This is a genomic window from Nocardia spumae, from assembly GCF_020733635.1.
In the GTDB taxonomy this organism is placed as follows: Bacteria; Actinomycetota; Actinomycetes; order Mycobacteriales; family Mycobacteriaceae; genus Nocardia; species Nocardia spumae.
The window spans coordinates 6,940,882-6,959,420 of the sequence record NZ_JAJFZL010000001.1 but is presented as its reverse complement, the minus strand read 5'-3'; the positions used below and the strand labels follow the sequence as shown (position 1 = coordinate 6,959,420).

15 protein-coding genes are annotated in these 18,539 nt (G+C 66.3%); 9 read left to right on the top strand and 6 right to left on the bottom strand.

What is annotated here, in order from left to right; all coding sequences use genetic code 11:
- Positions 1-250: 250 nt before the first annotated feature.
- On the bottom strand, positions 251-2,626 hold the full coding sequence (locus LKD76_RS31155; RefSeq protein WP_227984998.1) for an MMPL family transporter: 2,376 nt from the start codon (positions 2,624-2,626) through the stop codon (positions 251-253).
- A 206-nt stretch (positions 2,627-2,832) separates the two neighbouring features.
- On the opposite strand from LKD76_RS31155, the gene LKD76_RS31150 reads away from it, so the two are divergent.
- The 5 genes from LKD76_RS31150 (at position 2,833) to tgt (ending at position 9,082) form a co-directional block, all read left to right on the top strand.
- Positions 2,833-3,420: a TetR/AcrR family transcriptional regulator gene (locus tag LKD76_RS31150; RefSeq protein ID WP_227984997.1), complete on the top strand. Its 588-nt coding sequence runs from the start codon at positions 2,833-2,835 to the stop codon at positions 3,418-3,420.
- Positions 3,420-3,905 (top strand): RrF2 family transcriptional regulator, encoded by a 486-nt coding sequence (locus LKD76_RS31145; protein WP_227984996.1) that lies wholly within the window; start codon positions 3,420-3,422, stop codon positions 3,903-3,905. Before LKD76_RS31150 ends, LKD76_RS31145 begins: the two co-directional genes overlap by 1 nt.
- 104 nt (positions 3,906-4,009) lie before the next feature.
- A complete protein-coding gene (locus tag LKD76_RS31140; protein WP_227984995.1) occupies positions 4,010-5,746 on the top strand; it encodes an ABC transporter ATP-binding protein in 1,737 nt (578 codons plus the stop codon).
- Between the two features lie 70 nt (positions 5,747-5,816).
- On the top strand, positions 5,817-7,766 hold the full coding sequence (locus LKD76_RS31135) for an ABC transporter ATP-binding protein (protein ID WP_227984994.1): 1,950 nt from the start codon (positions 5,817-5,819) through the stop codon (positions 7,764-7,766).
- Between the two features lie 68 nt (positions 7,767-7,834).
- Positions 7,835-9,082 (top strand): tRNA guanosine(34) transglycosylase Tgt, encoded by a 1,248-nt coding sequence (gene tgt, locus LKD76_RS31130; RefSeq protein ID WP_227984993.1) that lies wholly within the window; start codon positions 7,835-7,837, stop codon positions 9,080-9,082.
- Positions 9,083-9,091: 9 nt separating this feature from the next.
- On the opposite strand, the gene LKD76_RS31125 is transcribed toward tgt, so the two are convergent.
- The gene (locus LKD76_RS31125; RefSeq protein ID WP_227984992.1) at positions 9,092-9,865 is read right to left on the bottom strand and encodes a queuosine precursor transporter; all 774 of its coding nucleotides are present in this window, start codon (positions 9,863-9,865) and stop codon (positions 9,092-9,094) included.
- 49 nt (positions 9,866-9,914) lie between these two features.
- On the opposite strand from LKD76_RS31125, the gene LKD76_RS31120 reads away from it, so the two are divergent.
- Positions 9,915-10,463 carry a DUF4190 domain-containing protein gene (locus tag LKD76_RS31120; protein WP_227984991.1) on the top strand — a complete coding sequence of 183 codons (549 nt, stop codon included), beginning with the start codon at positions 9,915-9,917 and terminating at the stop codon, positions 10,461-10,463.
- A gap of 5 nt (positions 10,464-10,468) precedes the next feature.
- Here LKD76_RS31120 and gluQRS read toward each other — a convergent pair whose 3' ends face one another.
- The gene (gene gluQRS, locus LKD76_RS31115) at positions 10,469-11,413 is read right to left on the bottom strand and encodes a tRNA glutamyl-Q(34) synthetase GluQRS (RefSeq protein ID WP_227984990.1); all 945 of its coding nucleotides are present in this window, start codon (positions 11,411-11,413) and stop codon (positions 10,469-10,471) included.
- On the bottom strand, positions 11,410-11,880 hold the full coding sequence (locus LKD76_RS31110) for a DUF309 domain-containing protein (RefSeq protein ID WP_227984989.1): 471 nt from the start codon (positions 11,878-11,880) through the stop codon (positions 11,410-11,412). The genes gluQRS and LKD76_RS31110 overlap by 4 nt, the downstream gene beginning before the upstream one ends.
- Before the next feature lie 349 nt (positions 11,881-12,229).
- On the opposite strand from LKD76_RS31110, the gene LKD76_RS31105 reads away from it, so the two are divergent.
- Complete coding sequence (locus tag LKD76_RS31105) at positions 12,230-12,487, top strand: DUF397 domain-containing protein (protein ID WP_372465956.1); 258 nt, start codon at positions 12,230-12,232, stop codon at positions 12,485-12,487.
- A gap of 79 nt (positions 12,488-12,566) precedes the next feature.
- Here LKD76_RS31105 and qcrB read toward each other — a convergent pair whose 3' ends face one another.
- Positions 12,567-14,153 (bottom strand): cytochrome bc1 complex cytochrome b subunit, encoded by a 1,587-nt coding sequence (qcrB, locus tag LKD76_RS31100; RefSeq protein ID WP_227984988.1) that lies wholly within the window; start codon positions 14,151-14,153, stop codon positions 12,567-12,569.
- A gap of 82 nt (positions 14,154-14,235) precedes the next feature.
- On the opposite strand from qcrB, the gene LKD76_RS31095 reads away from it, so the two are divergent.
- Positions 14,236-15,666: a WS/DGAT/MGAT family O-acyltransferase gene (locus LKD76_RS31095; protein ID WP_227984987.1), complete on the top strand. Its 1,431-nt coding sequence runs from the start codon at positions 14,236-14,238 to the stop codon at positions 15,664-15,666.
- Positions 15,667-15,874: 208 nt separating this feature from the next.
- Positions 15,875-18,067: an RNA polymerase recycling motor ATPase HelR gene (gene helR, locus LKD76_RS31090; RefSeq protein WP_227984986.1), complete on the top strand. Its 2,193-nt coding sequence runs from the start codon at positions 15,875-15,877 to the stop codon at positions 18,065-18,067.
- 16 nt (positions 18,068-18,083) lie between these two features.
- Here the strand turns inward: helR and LKD76_RS31085 are convergent, their stop codons facing one another.
- The gene (locus tag LKD76_RS31085) at positions 18,084-18,431 is read right to left on the bottom strand and encodes a hypothetical protein (RefSeq protein WP_227984985.1); all 348 of its coding nucleotides are present in this window, start codon (positions 18,429-18,431) and stop codon (positions 18,084-18,086) included.
- Positions 18,432-18,539 lie beyond the last annotated feature (108 nt).

Sequence of the window (18,539 nt, the reverse complement as noted above, 5' to 3'; positions counted from 1 at the left end):
ACGCGAGCGCGAATCCGTGAGCGCGAACCGGGACCGATCGCTGATCGAGCTGTGCGGTTGCCGATGCACGCATCGGACCGCGTCGATCCGGTGCGTGGCCGAGATGGAGAGCGTCGGGTTCGAGTCTGCTGGCTCGTAGCTGCAAGATCAAGATCTCTACCCGATCGAGATGTGCCGTGTCCGGATACGACTCGGGCCCCCACCCGCGAAGGGTGGGGGCCCGAGGTCGTGCGGACTCCGAGTGCCGCGATCAGCCGACCGGGACCGGCTCCCGCTCGGCCGCGGCCTCGCGGTCGCGCTGCTGCAGCGCACGCAGCTTGGTGCCCTCGACGTCGATATCCGGCAGGATCCGATCGAGCCACTTGGGCATCCACCACGCCCACTTGCCCATCAGGACCAGCAGCGACGGGATCAGCACCATCCGGACCAGGAAAGCGTCGAACAGGACGCCGGCCGCCAGCGCGAAGCCCATGGACTTCGCGGTCACATCCGGCATCAGCACGAATCCGGCGAATACCGAGATCATGATGACGGCCGCGGAGGTGACCACCCGGGCGCCGTGGTGGTAGCCCGAGATCATGGCTTCCTTCGGCGACTTGCCGTGGACGTATTCCTCGCGCATGCGGGTGACGAGGAAGACCTGGTAGTCCATGGCGAGGCCGAATACCAAGCCGATCAACATGATCGGCAGGAAGCTCACGATCGGATGCTGATCACCGATCAGGCCGAGCTTGTCCTGCTGGAAGATCAGCACGGTCGTGCCGAAGGTGGCCGCCATCGACAACAGGAAGCCGAGGGCCGCGGTCAACGGCACCAGTACCGAACGGAACACCAGCACCAGCAGCAGGAAGGCCGCGATCGCCACGATCGTCATATAAGGCACGATCTTGCCGAGCAGGGCATTCGACACATCGGAGTAGATCGCCGTCGTACCGGTGATGCCGTACTCCATGCCGTATTTCGCGTTCAGCTCCGATTCCGCGTCCCGGGCATGTTTCACCAGGTCCTGGGTGTCGGAGTTGTTCGGGCCGAAATCGGGCACCGCGGTGAGCTGGGCTCCGGTGCTGTTCACGTAGTCCGGGGTCTTGGTCTGCGGATCGATCTTGCTCATGGTCGGCATGGTCACGAAGTCCATGCCCGGATACGCGGCCAGCTTGTCGTGCAGCGCCGTGACGGCTTCCTTGCGCTGCTCCGGCTTCACCTTCGTCAGATCGGCGACGACCATCAGCGTGCCGTTGCTGCCCTCGCCGAAGCCCTCGGTGCGCAGGTCGTAGGCCTTGCGGACGGTGGTGGTCTTGGGCTGGCTGTCCTCACCCGGCAGGCCCAGGCTCAGATTCACCGCGGGTGCCGCGAGCAGGCCGAGCACGATCACGCTGGCGCCGAGAGTCAGCCACGGGGCCCTGGCGATGAGCCGGGCGAACCGCTTGCCGTTGGTGACGGCGTTGTCGTCCTCGGTGTCGGTGCGTGCCACCAGCGGCAGTTTCGGCTTGAACAGGAAGCGGCCGAATGCGCCCATCATCGCGGGCAGCAGGGTCAGCGCGACCAGGATCGCGAAGAAGGCCGCGAGCGCACCACCCAGACCCATCCAGGTCAGGAAGCTGACGCCGACGATGCTCAGGCCGCACAGTGCGATGATCACGGTCATACCGGCGAAGACGACCGCGGAGCCGGCCGTGCCGATGGCCACACCCGCCGCTTCCTCCGGTGAATCCTGTACCGCGAGTTCGTGTTTGTAGCGCGAGACGATGAACAGCGCGTAGTCGATCGACAGCGCGATACCGATCATCGAGGCCAGGACCGTGGTGAAGGTCGGAATATTCGTGATGGAGGTGCCCGCCATGATCAGCGCGCCCGCCATGCCGACGCCGACGACGCCGGTGAGGATCGGTACGAAGGCGGCGATCAGCGCGCCGAAGGCGATCATCATCACGATGAAGGCCACGACGTAGCCGATCATCTCCGAGGCGCCGCCGGTCTCCATCTGCTGGGTGGCGATGGACCCGCTGAGCTCGACGGTGAGGCCGCTGTTGCGTGCGTCGTCGGCGACCTTGTAGGCCTCGTCCTTCTGTGCCTCGGTGAGATCGGAGAAGGACTTGATGTCGAACGGCACGGTGAAGTAGGCGACGGTGTCGGCATTGTTGTTCTTGCCGAGCACGTTCAGCGGTGTCAGACCACATTTGGCGATGAAGTCCGAGCTGGTGCGGTCACCCGAGGTGCAGCCGATCGCCGACGTCGCGGTCACCGGATCGATCAGGACACCCGGATGCGCGGGATCCTGCTTGATCTTGGACTTGTCGACGATGTCGAGATTGTTGATCTTGTCGACCAGCGCGGTCAGATTCTTGTGGTTATCGGGGTCGGTGAGCTTGCCGTGTTGTGCGGCAACCACATAGGTGCCGGTCACGGCGTCGAACTTGAATGCCTCGGAGGCGCCCGGGAACTGCTTGTCCAGGATGTCGGTCGCCTTCTGCGAGGGCAGGTCGGGCATGTTGAAGTCGTCCTGGCTCTGCTTCTTCAGCCCGACGCCGACGGCGCCCACGATCACGAAGATCAGCAACCAGACCGGTAGCACGATCCATTTTCGGCGGAAGGCGAACTTGCCCCACCGATAGAGGTACACGGACACGCGGTATCTCCTAGCGATAGCTGATTTGCGGTGCTGAGTTCAGGCCCCGTAGACAGCACTACTGCGGACGCCGCACTGCGATCCGCCTCCATCGACGCTCTCTGCCTACCGTGCGGTAGGTAGACTACCGAATCGATAAGCGGAGGAACAACCTCGATTTTCGGGGCCGGGCCTCCGCTTCCGTCGGTTGATGAGAGGATCGTCGAATGAGCGCCCGCAGTACCTCTGGATCAGTCGTCGCAGGTCAAAGCACCAAGGACGCGATTCGTGAGGCGGCGATCCGGCTGTTTTCGAACAAGGGCTTCGAGCAGACCAGCCTGCGCGAGGTCGCGGATGCGGTAGGAATCACAAAGGCGTCCCTCTACTATCACTACGCTTCGAAGCTCGATCTGCTGCTCGCCATCATCGAGCCGGTGTTCGACGATATGAAGCGCGTGGTCGACGAACTCGACGGCGTGCCCTACAGCCCGCAGCGCGCGCGTGAAGTGCTCGAACATCAACTGCGCACGCTGCTGCGCCATCGCACGGCCGGGACGATGTGCGTACGGGATACCGTGGCTATCCTCAACGCCATCGGTGATCGCTATCCGGACATGCTCTACATGCACGAGCGGCTGTGCCGGTGGCTGGCCGGGCCCGATCCGGCCGACGAGGCCCTGTTGCGGGCCAGCTCCGCGCTGGAGGTCCTGAGTACGGTGTTGTGGTCGAAGGAATTGGTGCCGGCCGCCGCCGACGAGCTGATCGAGCAGGTGCTGCTCGACGCCGCGCTGACCGTGCTGACCGGTGAGCGCTAGTGCACATCACGGCTCGGGTCGATCACGCGGTTCGCATTCTGCTGGAAATCGCTCGCACGCAACCGAATTCGGTGAAAGCGGAGACCATCGCCACGGCACAGGGGATTTCGCCGAAGATCCTGGAATCCATTGCCGCGGAACTGCGCCGGGCCGAACTGGTGATCAGCCGGCGCGGACCCGACGGCGGATATCGGCTGGCCCGCCCGGCCGGGGAGATCAGCATCGCCGACGTGATTCGGGCGGTCGAGGGGCCACTGGCCTCGGTGCGCGGACAGCGGCCCGAGGATGTGGAGTACTCGGGCGTGGCCGCGCCGCTGCAACGGGTGTGGATCGCGCTGCGAGTGAATATTCGCGCCGTGCTCGAGCAGGTGAGTATCGCCGATATCGCGGCCGACGAACTGCCGGATTTCGTGGTCGATCTCATCAGTGATCCGGGCGCCTGGACCCGGCGGCCCGGACCGGCAGCGCCGGTGTCCGGCAGCTAGCCGCACCCCGTGCCGTACCGGGCCGACAGGGCCGGTCGGGAGCGTTTCGCCGACGGAAAAATGTGGCCGACAGCGCCCCGGAATAACGGTAGCCTGCACCCATCATGTTGATCCGGTTGCTGCGCGCCTTTCTCGCCCCCTACCGCACCCAGTTGTCGGGGGTTGTTGTGCTGCAGCTCATCTCCGTCATCGCCATGCTCTACCTGCCCAGCCTGAATGCCGACATCATCGACAACGGCGTGACCAAGGGCGATATCGGCTACATCTGGACCACCGGTCTGTGGATGCTGCTGGTCTCGGGTGTGCAGATCGTGGCCTCGGCGAGTTCGGTCTATCTGGGCGCACAGGCCGCGATGGGTGCGGGGCGGGAGATGCGCGCGGCGCTGCTGCACCGGGTGGGCACCTTCTCCGCCCGCGAGGTGGGCATCTTCGGGGCGCCGTCGCTGATCACGCGCAATACCAACGACGTGCAGCAGGTACAGCTGCTGATCGTGATGAGCGTGACCATCGTGGTGATGGCGCCGATCATGTGCGTCGGCGGCATCGTCATGGCGCTGCGCCAAGACCTGGGCCTGTCCTGGATTCTGCTGGTCGCCGTGCCGATCCTGGCGCTGACCATGGGGCTGATCATCTCTCGCATGGTGCCGGGCTTCCGGCGCGTACAGGAACGTATCGATGCGGTGAACCGGGTGCTGCGCGAGCAGATCACCGGTATCCGCGTGGTGCGTGCCTTCGTGCGCGAGCGGCAGGAGGTGGCGCGCTTCGGCGTCGCCAACGACGACCTCACCTCGGCCTCACTGTTCGTCGGCCGGTTGGCGGCCCTGATGTTCCCGGCCGTGATGCTGATCAGCAACCTCACCACGGTCGCGGTGATCTGGTTCGGCGGGCACGCCATCGACTCGGGTTCGATGCAGATCGGCTCGCTGACCGCGCTGCTGTCCTACATCATGCAGATCCTGATGGCGGTCATGATGGCCTCGTTCCTGGCGATGATCGCCCCCCGCGCGGCGGTCTCGGCCGAACGTATCGCCGAGGTGCTGGAAACCGATTCCTCGGTGGTGCCGCCCGCGCAGCCGCGGACCTTCACCACCGATCCCGGCATCGTCGAGGTCGCGGCGGCGGAGTTCAAGTTCCCGGGTGCCGAGGAGCCTGTGCTCCGGGACATCAGCTTCCGGGTGGAACCCGGCCGGACCACGGCGATCGTCGGCTCCACCGGTTCCGGCAAGACCACCCTGGTCAATCTGATTCCGCGGTTGATCGACGTGACCGCCGGTACGGTCCGGGTCGGCGGCACCGAGGTGCGTGAGCTCGATATGGATCTGCTGCGCTCTCAGATCGGCCTGGTACCGCAGAAGGCCTACCTGTTCTCCGGCACGATCGCGGAGAATCTGCGCTACGGCGACCCGGAGGCCACCGACGAACAACTGTGGGACGCACTCGAGATCGCGCAGGCCGCGGATTTCGTGCGAGACATGCCCGAGGGACTACAGACACCGGTCGCCCAGGGTGGCACCACGGTGTCGGGCGGTCAGCGGCAGCGTCTGGCCATCGCCCGCGCGCTGGTCAAGAAGCCCAAGATCTACCTGTTCGACGACTGCTTCTCCGCCCTCGACGTCGCCACCGACGCCCGGGTGCGGGAGGCCCTGCGGCCGCGTACGCGCGACGCCGCCGTGATCACGGTGGCACAGCGGATCTCGACCGTCCGTGATGCCGACCAGATCGTCGTCCTCGAAGACGGCGCCATGGTCGGCCTCGGCACCCATCAGCAGCTTGTGCGCGAATGCGAGGAGTACCGGGAGATCGTGGAATCGCAGTTCAGTCCCGAGGAGGCGGCGCGATGAGCTACCTTTGCGCAGCCGCTGATCGGGCCGTCCGGGTGCGGGTGTCCCGCGAAACGCAGGAGGCGGCGCGATGAGGCCTGGTGCCGCGCCGATGCCCGGGGCGCCCGGGCAGAAGGCCAAATCGTTCGGTCCGACCCTGAAGCGGCTGTTGAAGCGGCTGGCTCCGGACCGGGTGGCCGTGATCGCGATCCTGTTGCTGACGGTCACCGCGGTCGTCATGAACACGCTGGGTCCGCAGATCCTCGGTAAGGCCACCAACCTCATCTTCGACGGCGTCGTCAGCAAGCAGTTGCCGGCGGGCCTGACCAAGGATCAGGCGGTCGCAACCCTGCGCGAGCAGGGGCAGGACCGGCTCGCGGGCATGCTGTCGTCGATGAACATCACGCCCGGCCACGGCGTCGATTTCGCCGCGGTCGGCCAGGTGCTGATGCTGGTCCTGGTGCTCTACATCCTGGCCTCCGTCTTCAACTGGCTGCAGGCGTATCTGCTGGCCACGGTGATCAACCGGGCCGTGCAGCGGTTGCGCACCGAGGTCGAGGACAAGATCCACCGCCTGCCGCTGAGCTACTTCGACACCAACGCTCGCGGCGATGTGCTCTCCCGCGTCACCAACGATGTCGACAATGTGGCCCAGAGCCTGCAGCAGACCATGAGCCAGCTGGTCATGTCGGTGCTGTCGGTGATCGGCATCCTGATCATGATGTTCTGGATCTCGCCGCTGCTGGCGGTGATCGCACTGCTGACGGTGCCGGCCGCGGTGGTCGTCACCGCGCAGATCGCGAAGCGGTCCAAACCGCACTTCATCGATCAGTGGAAGTACACCGGCCAGGTCAACGCCCAGGTCGAGGAGGCCTTCACCGGCCACGAGGTGATCACCGCCTTCGGCCGCGTCAGCGAGGTCGGCGCCGAATTCGACAAGCGCAACGACAAGCTCTATCAGGCCAGCTTCAAGGCCCAGTTCATCTCCGGGCTGATCATGCCCGTGATGATGTTCATCGGGAACCTGAACTATGTGCTGATTGCCGTGGTCGGCGGTCTGCGGGTGGCCTCGGGCAGTCTGTCGCTCGGTGAGGTGCAGGCCTTCATCCAGTACTCCCGCCAGTTCAGCCAGCCGCTGACGCAGATCGGCTCGATGGTCAATCTGCTGCAGTCCGGCGTGGCCTCCGCGGAACGGATCTTCGAGATCCTGGACGCGGACGAGCAGGTTCCCGATCCGCGCGAGGAGGATCCGCGTCCGCTCGACCGCGGCCGGGTGGAATTCGACGCGGTGTCCTTCCGCTACGAGGCCGACAAGCCGATCATCGACGATCTGTCGCTGGTCGCCGAGCCCGGCCACGTGGTCGCCATCGTCGGGCCGACCGGCGCCGGTAAGACCACCCTGGTCAATCTGCTGGAGCGGTTCTACGAACTGGATTCCGGTGCGATCACCATCGACGGGGTGGACATCACGACCATCGGCCGCGATCGGCTGCGCTCGCGGATCGGCATGGTCCTGCAGGACACCTGGCTGTTCGGCGGCACCATCCGGGACAACATCGCCTACGGCAATCCACAGGCGAGCGAGCAGGACATCCTCGAGGCCGCCCGCGACGCCTACGTGGATCGCTTCGTGCACTCGCTGCCGCAGGGCTACGACACGATCATCGACGAGGAGGGGTCCGGAGTCAGCGCGGGTGAGAAGCAGCTGATCACCATCGCCCGCGCCTTCCTGGCCAAGCCGACGATCCTGATCCTGGACGAGGCCACCAGCTCGGTCGACACCCGTACCGAACTGCTGGTGCAGCAGGCGATGGCCGCCCTGCGCCGCGATCGCACGAGTTTCGTGATCGCGCACCGGCTTTCGACCATCCGCGATGCCGATCTGATCGTCGTGATGGAAGGCGGCCACATCGTCGAGCAGGGCACCCACGATCGGCTGCTGGCCGCCCGCGGCGCCTACTTCCGCCTCTACAACGCGCAGTTCACCGGTGCCGCGGTCGATCAGGATCTGGTCGACGAGGAAACGCTCGACGCCGTGTAAGTCCGGGCCGGGCCGGCTTCGGCCGCGCCTGGGATATCGCTCGAGCGGCGGCCTGGCAGGATAACGGCGTGTCCGATCCCGCCCAGTTCTCCTTCACCGTCGGTACCCGGCTGCCCGGCAGGCACGGCCGCACCGGTGCGATCGCCACGCCGCACGGGCAGATCGCCACCCCGGCGTTCATCCCGGTCGGCACGAAGGCGACGGTGAAGGCCGTACTGCCGGAGACGATGGCCGAGATCGGGTCGCAGGCGCTGCTGGCCAATGCCTACCACCTGTATCTGCAGCCCGGATCCGACATCGTGGACGAGGCGGGCGGGCTGAGCCGGTTCATGAACTGGCCCGGTCCCACCTTCACCGACAGCGGTGGCTTCCAGGTGATGTCGCTGGGCGTCGGCTTCAAGAAGGTGCTGGCGATGGAGGCGGTCGGCGTCCAGAGCGATGAGGTCATCGCCAAGGGGAAGGAACGCCTCGCCGTGGTCGACGACGACGGCGTCACCTTCCGCTCCCATCTGGACGGCTCGAAACACCGGTTCACCCCGGAGGTTTCGATGGGGATCCAGCACCGGCTCGGCGCCGATGTCATGTTCGCCTTCGACGAGCTGACCACGCTGTTCAATACCCGTGGTTACCAGGAGAAGTCGCTGCAGCGCACCCACGAATGGGCGCAGCGCTGCATCGACGAACACGAGCGCCTGACCGCGCAGCGGTCGCATCGGCCCTATCAGGCGCTGTTCGCGGTGATTCAGGGTGCGCAGTACGAGGATCTGCGCCGCAAGGCATCTCGTGATCTGGAGGCCATGCGGGGTAGTGAAACGGGTTCGGCCTTCGATGGTTTCGGGATCGGCGGTGCGCTGGAAAAAGCCAATCTCGGCACCATCGTCGGCTGGTGCTGTGACGAACTGCCGCCGGAGAAGCCACGCCATCTGCTGGGGATCAGCGAACCGGAGGACTTCTTCGTCGCGATCGAGAACGGCGCCGACACCTTCGACTGTGTCAACCCCTCCCGGGTGGCCCGCAACGCCGCGATCTACGTCGCCGCGGGCCGCTTCAACATCAACACCAGTCGTTTTCGCCGGGATTTCACGCCGATCGACGACACCTGTGATTGCTACACCTGCGCCCACTACACCCGTGCCTACATCCACCACCTGTTCAAGGCCAAGGAGATGCTGGCCGCCACGCTGTGCACAATTCACAACGAGCGCTTCACGATTCGGCTCGTCGACGAGATCCGCGCGAGTATCGACGGCGGCTACTACGACGAGTTCAAGGCCGAATTCCTGGGCCGGTGGCGGGGGCGCGTCCGCTTCGATTAGCAGGCTCGCTTAGCTGTAGAGCGCGGGCTTGTCCAGCGGTGCGTAGCTGGGTTCCTTCTTCTTCAGGTAGGCGATGGCGCGATAGCTGATCGGCATGACCAGTACCTCGCACAGCGTCTTCCACACGAATCCGACGATCACGTAGTTGATGAACGCGCCCCAGGTGTCGATACCGATGGCGGTGGCCGCGATCGAGCAGAAGATCAGAGTGTCGCCGAACTCCCCGGCCACGGTGGAGCCCAGCAACCGGGCCCACAGGTGCTTCTCCTTGGTGCGCTCCTTGATCAGCACCAGCGTCACCGAGTTCAGGAACTGTCCCACCACATAACCGGCGAGGCCGGCGGCGACCAGCTGCGGGGTGGTGCCGGCGACGGTGCGGAAAGCGTCCTGGCCGTCGTAGAACTCGGCGGCCGGCAGGCCGATGGCGATCCAGAAGCACACCACCATCAGGATCAGCATGCCGAATCCGTAATAGATGGTGCGCCGGGCGGCCTTGAAGCCGTAGACCTCGCTGAGCACATCGCCGATGACATAGGCGAGGGGGAACAGGAAGAAGGCGCCGTCGGTGGTGATCGGCAGTATTTCGATGGGCCCGAGGTGCAGCTCGTGGCCGGTGAAGAACTGGACGCCCTTGGTGGCGCAGATGTTGGAGATCATCAGGGTTGCCGTGAACAGCGTCACGATCAACGTGAAGGGACTCCCCGCGGCCTGCGCAAACGCTGCGTGCTCGACCGCGGGGCGTCCAGACTCCCCGGTCGGTGTCGTTTCTTGTGTCTCGCTCACGAGCTGTGCACGATACCGGCACCGGGCCTCGGTGGAATAGGCTGTTGCAATGACGAATCCCGGCGATTCCGACGAATGGTGGAAACAGTACGGTGGGGAGGGTGTGTCGTCCGACTCGGGCGGCCATCAGTCGGTGCCGCCGTCGGCCACGCCGCCCCCGGCCGGCCCGCCTCCGGCGGGGTACTCCTCGGCGCCGAATCAGCCCGCGCAGCCGAGTCCGCCGCCGTCGTATCCCAGCTATCCGCAGCAGCAACCGCAGTCGCAACCCTACGGCCAGCCGAATTACAGCCAGCCCACGTACGGTCAGCCGAACTACGGCTACCCGGCGGCGACGCCGTATCAGCCGTACGGATACGCCCAGCCGCAGCAGGGGACGAACGGCCTGGCCATCGGTTCGCTGATCGCGTCGATCCTGGGGCTGTGCACCTGCATCGGATCCATCGTCGGCATCATCCTCGGCGTGGTCGCGCTGAATCAGATCAAGGAGCGCGGCGGTCAGGGTAAGGGTCTGGCGCTGGGTGGTATCTGGGTCGGCGCCGCCGGCATCGTGCTGACCATCGTGTGGGTCGTGATCAACATCGTGGTGTCGAGTACGTAGCGGGATCAGCCGTGGCGGGCCGGATCCGGATGCTGGGGGTCCAGGATCCACGGCTCGTGCGGCACCGTGGCCGGCGTGAACTGGTCGAGCAGCGCTCGCGGCGTCTCTCCGTGATAGCCGAGAGATGCCGCGAGTAGTGCGAAGACCTGCCGCGGTGTTTCGCCGAGTGCCGTTCTGTCGCGCAGGGTCACCGCCCCGTCGCGCTTGGCCAGCCGGGCGCCGTCGGTGTTGAGCACCAGGGGGACGTGCGCGTAGCCGGGCACGGCGAGTCCGAGTTCGGTGGCCAGATAGGCCTGGCGCGGGGATGACGGCAGGAGATCGTCACCCCGGACGACCTGGTCGATGCCCTGGCTCGCATCGTCGACGACGACCGCCAGATTGTATGCGGCGGTACCGTCTCCGCGGCGCAGCACGAAATCGTCGACCACACCGCGGTAGGTGCCGTGGATCTCGTCGGCTATCTCGAATTCCGTTGTCCGTGAGCGCAAGCGCAGCGCGGCCGGTCGGCCTTCGGCGCGCTTGGCCGCTCGTTCGGCGGCGCTCAGTTCGCGGCAGGTGCCCGGATAGGCGCCCATCGGTCCGTGTGGCGCGGTCACGGCCTTCTGGATTTCCCTTCGCGTGCAATAGCATTCGTAGGTCATACCGGCGGCGGTGAGCCGGTCGATCGCGTCCGCGTAGTGCTGCGTGCGCTCCGATTGCCGGACAACCGCACCGTCCCAGTCCAGCCCGATCGCCGCCAGATCCTCGAGCTGGCGTTGCTCCGCACCGGGGCGCACCCGATCGAGGTCCTCGATCCGGAGCCGGAAATTGCGGGCCGAGCAGCGCGCGAACAGCCAGGCCAGCAGGGCGGTGCGTAGATTGCCCAGGTGCAGATCCCCGGACGGGCTGGGAGCGAAACGGCCCGCACCGGCCGTATGCGGCATCATCCGGCCCGTTGCGAGCGGCGTCATCCCCGCAGCCTCGGGCACAGCTCGTCCTCCGGGATGGCGCGACCGGCGTCCAGCCGCGCCAGCAGGCCCTCGGCATGGGTGATCAGACCGTTCGCGTCGATCCCGTAGGGCGGCGCCGGATCGGTCGCCAAGCGGCCGATCGCGCGCTCGAGCAGGGTGCGGGCGCCCTTCGGATTCCCGCGCTGGATGTGGGTGAGGCCCACGGCGTACTGCGCCAGGCCCTGCCACAGCATCCTTTCCGCGAACGGGCCGTTCTTCCAGGCGGCCTCGAGTACCTCGTGAGCGTTGAAGGCCAGGCCGTCGTCGAGCAGACGCTGGGCGTACTCCAGGGTTTCGCCCGGCGGAAGGTCGAGATCATCCGGAATCCGGGCCACGCCCACGCTACCGGGCGGTAGCGGTCGCCCGAATCGGTCTCGAGGACGGGCATTTCGGGCGTGTCCGGCATCGTCGCGATCTCGTTCCACCACAGCTCCATGATCCACCTCGAGCAACCGCACGGTTTACGGGGTGTGCGACCGACCGTCCGGGATGGGTAATTCCCTCCCGGGGATTCGTTTACCGGATCATTCTCCGTTCATTTGGCAATTCTTCCGCTATTAGTGAATGGAAATTCTTCATCCGCAATTCGGTGGTTGAAAGTGAAAAGACAGCGCACGGTGATTGTGGGTGCTGCTAGGGTGCTCTCCCGGGGTCACCCCGAGGGTGCACCATGGAGGTGTGCGCCTCGTGTACCGGTCGGTGAATTGAGCAGTTCGGGCGCCATGACCAGGCGCATTGCGGGACTACGGCACCACGCGGGGCCCAGGTTTCCGATGAGTGAAGCAGGATTTTCGCGTTATCGACGAAGGAAAAGGAGATGCTGTGGTGAAGGTTGATTCGTCCGGTGCGGTATGGCGTAAGAGTAAATACAGCGGGCCCGACGGAAACTGCGTCGAGGTCGCATTTCTCGGCGACGGCAATGTCGGGGTTCGCGATACGAAAGACCGCGGCGCCGGACCGATCCTGGCATTCACGCCGGGCGAGTGGGACGCGTTCGTCTCGGGTGTGACGGCCGAGACGTTCGGCTCCGCCTGAGGCGTCGGCACACCGGATGGGGGCCCCGAGTCGGACCAGCTCGGGGCCTTGATGTGTGACGATCAGTGATGTGTGACGGTCAGTCCGGATCGTCGCGCGATCCGCGCAGTGCCGCGAGCCGGCACCGTTCCTGATCATGGGTGACGGCATCGAGCAGCTCGCGCTGGTCGGACGGATCCGCCCGCAGGAAACTGCCGGTGCCGGGCGCTCCGGACAGGCCCAGCCGATTCACCTTCTTCGGGACGGCCGCACCCTGATACTCCAGCGGCACGGGTCGACCGTCGGCATCCACCGGGCCCAGGGGCTGATGGATTTCGACGTATTCGCCATGCGGCAGCCGGCGCACGATCCCGGTCTCGATGCCGTGGGCGAGGACCGAGCGGTCGGCGCGCTGCAGGGCCAGGCACATCCGATAGGCGAGGAAGTAGGCCAGCGGTGGGACGATCAACAGGGCGATCCGGAAGATCCAGGTCGTCGCATTGAGCGAGATATCGAATTTCAGCGCGATGATGTCGTTGACGCAGGCCAGGGTGAGCACCAGGTAGAACGCGATGGCCATCGCCCCGATCGCGGTGCGCACCGGCACATCTCGCGGCCGCTGCAGCAGATTGTGTGACGCGCGGTCACGACTGAGCCGCTTCTCGATCCACGGATAGGCCAACAGCGCCGCGAACACCACCGTCATCAGCACCACCACCGAGAAGGCGGCCGGCACGGTGTGCCCGAACAGGTACAGCTCCCACGGCGGGAACAGGCGCAGGAAGCCGTCGGTCCACATCAGATAGAAGTCGGGCTGGGTACCGGCCGAGACATGTGCCGGGTCGTACGGCCCCAGGTTCCAGATCGGATTGATCTGCGCGACACCGCCCATGATCGCGAGCACGGCGAAGGTGAACATGAAGAACGCGCCCTGATCCAGTACGAACACCGGGACGATGCGTGTGCCCACCACGTTCTTCTCGGTGCGGGCCGGCCCGGGGAACTGCGTGTGTTTCTGGTACCAGACCATTGCGATATGCGCCACGATCAGCGCCAGCATGATGCCCGGCATCAGTAGCACATGAGCGATGTACAGGCGCGGCAGGATGATCGTGCCGGGGAAGTCGCCGCCGAACATCAGCCAGTGCAGCCAGGTGCCGACCAGCGGAATTCCCATGGTGATCGCCGCGAACGCCGCCCGAAGTCCGGTGCCCGACAGCAGATCATCGGGCAGTGAGTAGCCGAAGAATCCCTCGAACACGGCCAGGATCAGCAGCAGGCAGCCGACCACCCAATTCGCTTCGCGCGGTGCGCGGAACGCGCCGGTGAAGAAGATGCGGCACATGTGCACGATGATCGAGGCGGCGAAAAGCAATGCGGCCCAATGATGGACCTGTCGTACGAACAGCCCGCCCCGCACCTCGAAGGATAGATTCAGCGCCGATTCGTAGGCGCGTGACATGGTGACGCCGCGTAACGGCTGGTAGGAGCCGTGATAGACGACCTCGGTCATCGACGGGTCGAAGAACAGGGTCAGATAGATCCCCGACAGCAGCAGGATGACGAAGCTGTAGAGGGCTATCTCGCCCAGGAGGAACGACCAGTGGGTCGGAAATACCTTGTTGATGGATCTTCTGACGAAGGCAGCCGCACGAAATCTTTCGTCGGCATCGGCCGGGATGGTCATGATTCTCACCCGCCCCCGCGTATGTGAGAGTGGTTGATTTTGCGTCTACTACAGATCGTAGCATTGGGGTTGACCTGCGTCGATGGTTTCGATGCGGAAATTGTGGACGGTTGTGGATATCGTCGCCCGGGTGGATGTGCTGACGCCGCAGGATGCCACCAGGTTCTGGCTCGCCCGTCGCGGGTGCAACGATCTGTTCCTGCTGTACTGCTTCGACGACACCGGATGTCCGAGCGGTGACCTGCGGGCGGCCGCGCTCGCCCGCAGCGCGGAAATCCCCGATCTGCGGGTTCGCGTCCGCGAATACCGCTTCGCCTATCCCGCCTGGGAGCCATGCGGTTTCGATGAAGCACAGGTGGTTGTGCACCACCTCGGCGAACCGCTGTGGACGAATGTGGAAGCGGCGCTGGGCGAGCTGCTGGGGGAGGGGGTGCCCGCGGATCGGTACGCGTGGCGACTGCATCTGTTCCGCGGAATCCGCGACGCGCCGGGCGGTACCGGACCGGGCCTCGTTGTGGTGCTACAGCTTTCGCACGCACTGGCCGACGGGAAGCGTGCGGCGGCGATCGCCCGCGAACTCCTGGGCGGACCGGCCGAAGGCGATGTCGGCCCGTCCGATCGCGCCGCCGTGCCAGGCGTGGCACACGGTATGGAAAGCTGTGCGGCCGAGGCGATATCGCTGTTCTCCGTTCCGCTCGGCCTCGTCCGGACCGTACGCCGCGGCCTGGCCGCCGCACGCGCCGACGGCGAATTGAGTCGGCTCGCGACCGCGGGCGAGATTCCGGGCGCGGCGGGTGATTTCGCGCCCACCCTCCTGAACCGCCCGCCCGCGCCGCGGCGGCGCGCGGTCCGGATGATCGTGGACGCGAACCTGCGTGCCCCCGGATATACGGTCACCGTCGTCGCCTCGACCGCGATCTCCGTCGCGATGAGCCGCTACCTCGCCGCGCGCGGCGAACCGATCGACGCTCTCGGCGCGCAGGTGTCGATGGCTCTGCCGAGCCGGTCATCGGACGCGCTACGATCCGGAAAGCGAATGTCGCGCAACAACTATCGCGATCTCGGCATCGATCTCGCGGTCGCCGAACCGGATCTGCGCCTGCGCGCGGACCGCATCGCCGCGACCCTCGCCGAACGCCGCATCCGGGCCACTCACCCGCTGCAGTCGGTCCGCGACCGCGTCACCGACGCCCTGCCGGCGCCGATCCTTCGCCGCGATATCGCGAACTTTCCGCTGGATCTGGTTCCCGGCCGGATCTCCGGCAACACAGTACTTTCCAGCGTCGACCGCGGCCCCGCCGATCTCTCGATCGCGGGCGGAAGGGTCCGGTTCACCGCCGGTTTCCCGGCACTGGGTGCGGTCATGCACCTGACCCACGGCCTGCACGGCCTGGGTGACACGGTGACACTGTCCATCCATAGCGATCCCCAGGCGATGCCGGATGTGGACGAGTACGCCGGACTACTGCGCGCCGCTGTGCGCGAGGTGGTGGATGCGCTGGCCGAGTCCTGAGCTGACGGTGGCCTGATCGGAAGAGGGAGAACCCGCTCCTTCCATATCCAATATATAGCCGACAGGGGGCCTTGCGGCAAGGCCCCGGTGATGCCGCACAATGGCCCGCCGAGGCTGGAACCTGCGCAAACGAGGATCCGTACGGCCGAGGCGGGACATCGATGTCCGCAGTACGACAACCGCGATCGTCGAGCCGGAGAAGGGGCATATGGCGGATCAGAGATATGAAGACGAATTGCGGTCCGAGGACAGCTACGTGGCCGGGCTCTACGCGCGCCTCGACGCCGAGCGCGCGCGGGCGAAGGTCGGCTACCGCGCGGCCCTGCGTGGTGGCGCGGCCCTGGTGGAACGGGATGCCGAGGTGCGGGCGCTGGCGCGCGAGGTGAAGCGGCTGGACGTCGCGGACAACGGACTGTGTTTCGGGCGGCTGGATACGGTCGCCGGTGAACCGTCCTATATCGGCCGGATCGGCCTGTTCGACGAGGCGAACGAGTTCGAGCCGCTGCTGCTGGATTGGCGGGCGCCGGCCGCGCGGCCGTTCTACGTGGCCACCGCGGCCAGTCCGGAGAATATGCGGCGGCGGCGCCAATTCCATACGCGCGGGCGCCAGGTGGTGGATTTCACCGACGAGGTGTTCGGGCGCCCGGGTACGGGTGAGCGCGGCGACGCCGCGTTGCTGGCGGCGGTCAACGCACCGCGCGGTGCGGGGATGCGCGACATCGTGGCCACTATCCAGGCCGAACAGGACGAGATCATCCGGCTCGATCATCCGGGTGTGCTGGTGATCGAGGGCGGACCCGGTACGGGCAAGACCGTGGTGGCGCTGCATCGGGTCGCCTATCTTCTCTATACCCAGCGCAAGCAGATGGAACGGCACGGTGTGCTGGTGGTCGGGCCCAACCCCGAGTTCCTGCATCACATCGGCCGGGTGCTGCCGTCGCTCGGTGAGACCAACGTGGTGTTCACCACCACCGGTGATCTCGTTCCCGGCTTGCACGTCACCGCCGACGATACCGCCGATGCCGCGCGGCTCAAGGGTTCGCTCGACATCCTCGAGGTGCTCGCGGCCGCGATCGCCGACCGGCAGCGAGTGCCCGAGCAGCCGCTGACCGTCGAACTGGCGGACGTCACCGCGCGTATCGATGCCGAGATGGCCGAATGGGCGCGCTCGGAGGCACGGGCGAGCGGGCTGCCGCACAACGAGGCGCGTGCGGTCTTCCGGGAGATCGTCACGTATGTGATCACCGAACGGTCGATCGCCCGGATCGGCAAGGGCTGGCTGACCCGCGACGACCGCGAGGCGTGGGAGAACATGCGCTCGGATCTGGTGGCCGAACTCGCGGAGAACGAACAGTTCACCGCGGCGCTCGACCGCCTCTGGCCGATCCTCACCCCGCAGGAGTTGCTGGCCTCGCTGTACTCGTCGCCCGAACGGTTGCGGGCCGCCGGTGGTGATCCGGCGCTGTGGCGTGCCGAGGGTGCGGCGTGGACGGTGTCGGATGTGCCGTTGCTCGACGAACTGGTCGATCTGCTGGGCCGGGACACACCGGCCGACACCTCCGCCGAACGGGAACGCGCCGCGCAGGCCGAGTACGCGGCCGGCGTGCTGGACCTGATGACCGGCCGCGAGGACATGATGGACGACGAGGACCATCTGTTCGCGACGGATCTGCTCTACGCCGAGGATCTGGCCGAGCGTTTCGTCGAGCGCGATACCCGGGAGCTGGCCGAACGCGCTGCGGCGGACCGGGATTGGACCTATCGGCACATCGTGGTCGACGAGGCGCAGGAGTTGTCCGCGATGGATTGGCGCGTGCTCATGCGCCGCTGTCCGGGACGGTCGTTCACCGTGGTCGGCGATCTCGCTCAACGTCGTTCGACCGCGGGAGCGACCTCGTGGGGCGCGATGCTCGAGCCGTACGTGCCGGGACGCTGGCGTTATCGGACGCTGTCGGTGAACTACCGGACACCCGCGGAGATCATGTCGGTGGCCGCGGCGGTGCTCGCCGAGTTCGCGCCGGGTGTCCAACCACCGGAGTCGGTGCGCGCCTGCGGTGTCCAACCGTGGTCGCGGCAGGTCGATGCGGGCGAATTGGCCTCCGCGATCGAGGAATTCGTGCAAGCGGAAGCCGAACACGAGGGAACCAGCATCGTGATCGGCCCGCCCGGGGTACCCGGCACCGTTACGGCGGCGGCGACGAAAGGGCTGGAATTCGACGCGGTCCTCGTGGTGGATCCGGAGCGGATCCTCGCCACCGGACCACGCGGTGCGGCCGAACTCTATGTGGCCCTCACCCGGGCGACCCAACGCCTGGGCGTCCTGCACGAGGGGCCGTTGCCGACCGCGCTTGCCGGCCTGGTCGAAACCGGGGCGCCCGCCCGGAACAGCCTGCCCGCGTAGCGATATCGCGGGCCGCCTAATCGGGCGGCCCGCATCCGCCACGCATGATGAGGGCATGTGCGGGGCACCATTGCGTGACCGGTAGCCGACTGCGCCGATTACCCGTGATCAACTCGAATTCGACCAAGCCCAGCCAGGTTCCGTCGCCCGCGCGCGCCCACGCGTGCAAACGCCCGGGCATTCGTCCGGTCATATCGAGACCGCCCGCCCGCACCACGCCCCCTGCGCTCTCGTGCTCGGCATCGTGCGGACGGGCTCGGGGATCGGTGGGGATCGCGGCAGCGATATCCACCAGCACCGGCATCGGCGGAACCACCACACGGTGCAGGGCCTGTTCTCCCTTCTCCGGCCAGTGTTCGAACATGTGTTCGATGATAGACCGGGGTGCCGACAGATTGCGGGTCACGGCGGTTGAGGATTCACCGTGACCCCGGCCGCTCGCGGCGCCGACGCGCTGGCGTGCCTCTGCCGG

What these genes read in the sequence shown, in the direction of transcription:
- qcrB (WP_227984988.1), bottom strand. Translation starts at nt 14,153, where the DNA reads ATGACCATCCCGGCCGATGCCGACGAAAGATTTCGTGCGGCTGCCTTC.
- LKD76_RS31085 (WP_227984985.1), bottom strand. Translation starts at nt 18,431, where the DNA reads ATGTTCGAACACTGGCCGGAGAAGGGAGAACAGGCCCTGCACCGTGTG.
- LKD76_RS31120 (WP_227984991.1), top strand. Translation starts at nt 9,915, where the DNA reads ATGACGAATCCCGGCGATTCCGACGAATGGTGGAAACAGTACGGTGGG.
- LKD76_RS31135 (WP_227984994.1), top strand. Translation starts at nt 5,817, where the DNA reads ATGAGGCCTGGTGCCGCGCCGATGCCCGGGGCGCCCGGGCAGAAGGCC.
- LKD76_RS31140 (WP_227984995.1), top strand. Translation starts at nt 4,010, where the DNA reads ATGTTGATCCGGTTGCTGCGCGCCTTTCTCGCCCCCTACCGCACCCAG.
- helR (WP_227984986.1), top strand. Translation starts at nt 15,875, where the DNA reads ATGGCGGATCAGAGATATGAAGACGAATTGCGGTCCGAGGACAGCTAC.
- gluQRS (WP_227984990.1), bottom strand. Translation starts at nt 11,413, where the DNA reads ATGACGCCGCTCGCAACGGGCCGGATGATGCCGCATACGGCCGGTGCG.
- LKD76_RS31150 (WP_227984997.1), top strand. Translation starts at nt 2,833, where the DNA reads ATGAGCGCCCGCAGTACCTCTGGATCAGTCGTCGCAGGTCAAAGCACC.
- LKD76_RS31095 (WP_227984987.1), top strand. Translation starts at nt 14,236, where the DNA reads ATGGTTTCGATGCGGAAATTGTGGACGGTTGTGGATATCGTCGCCCGG.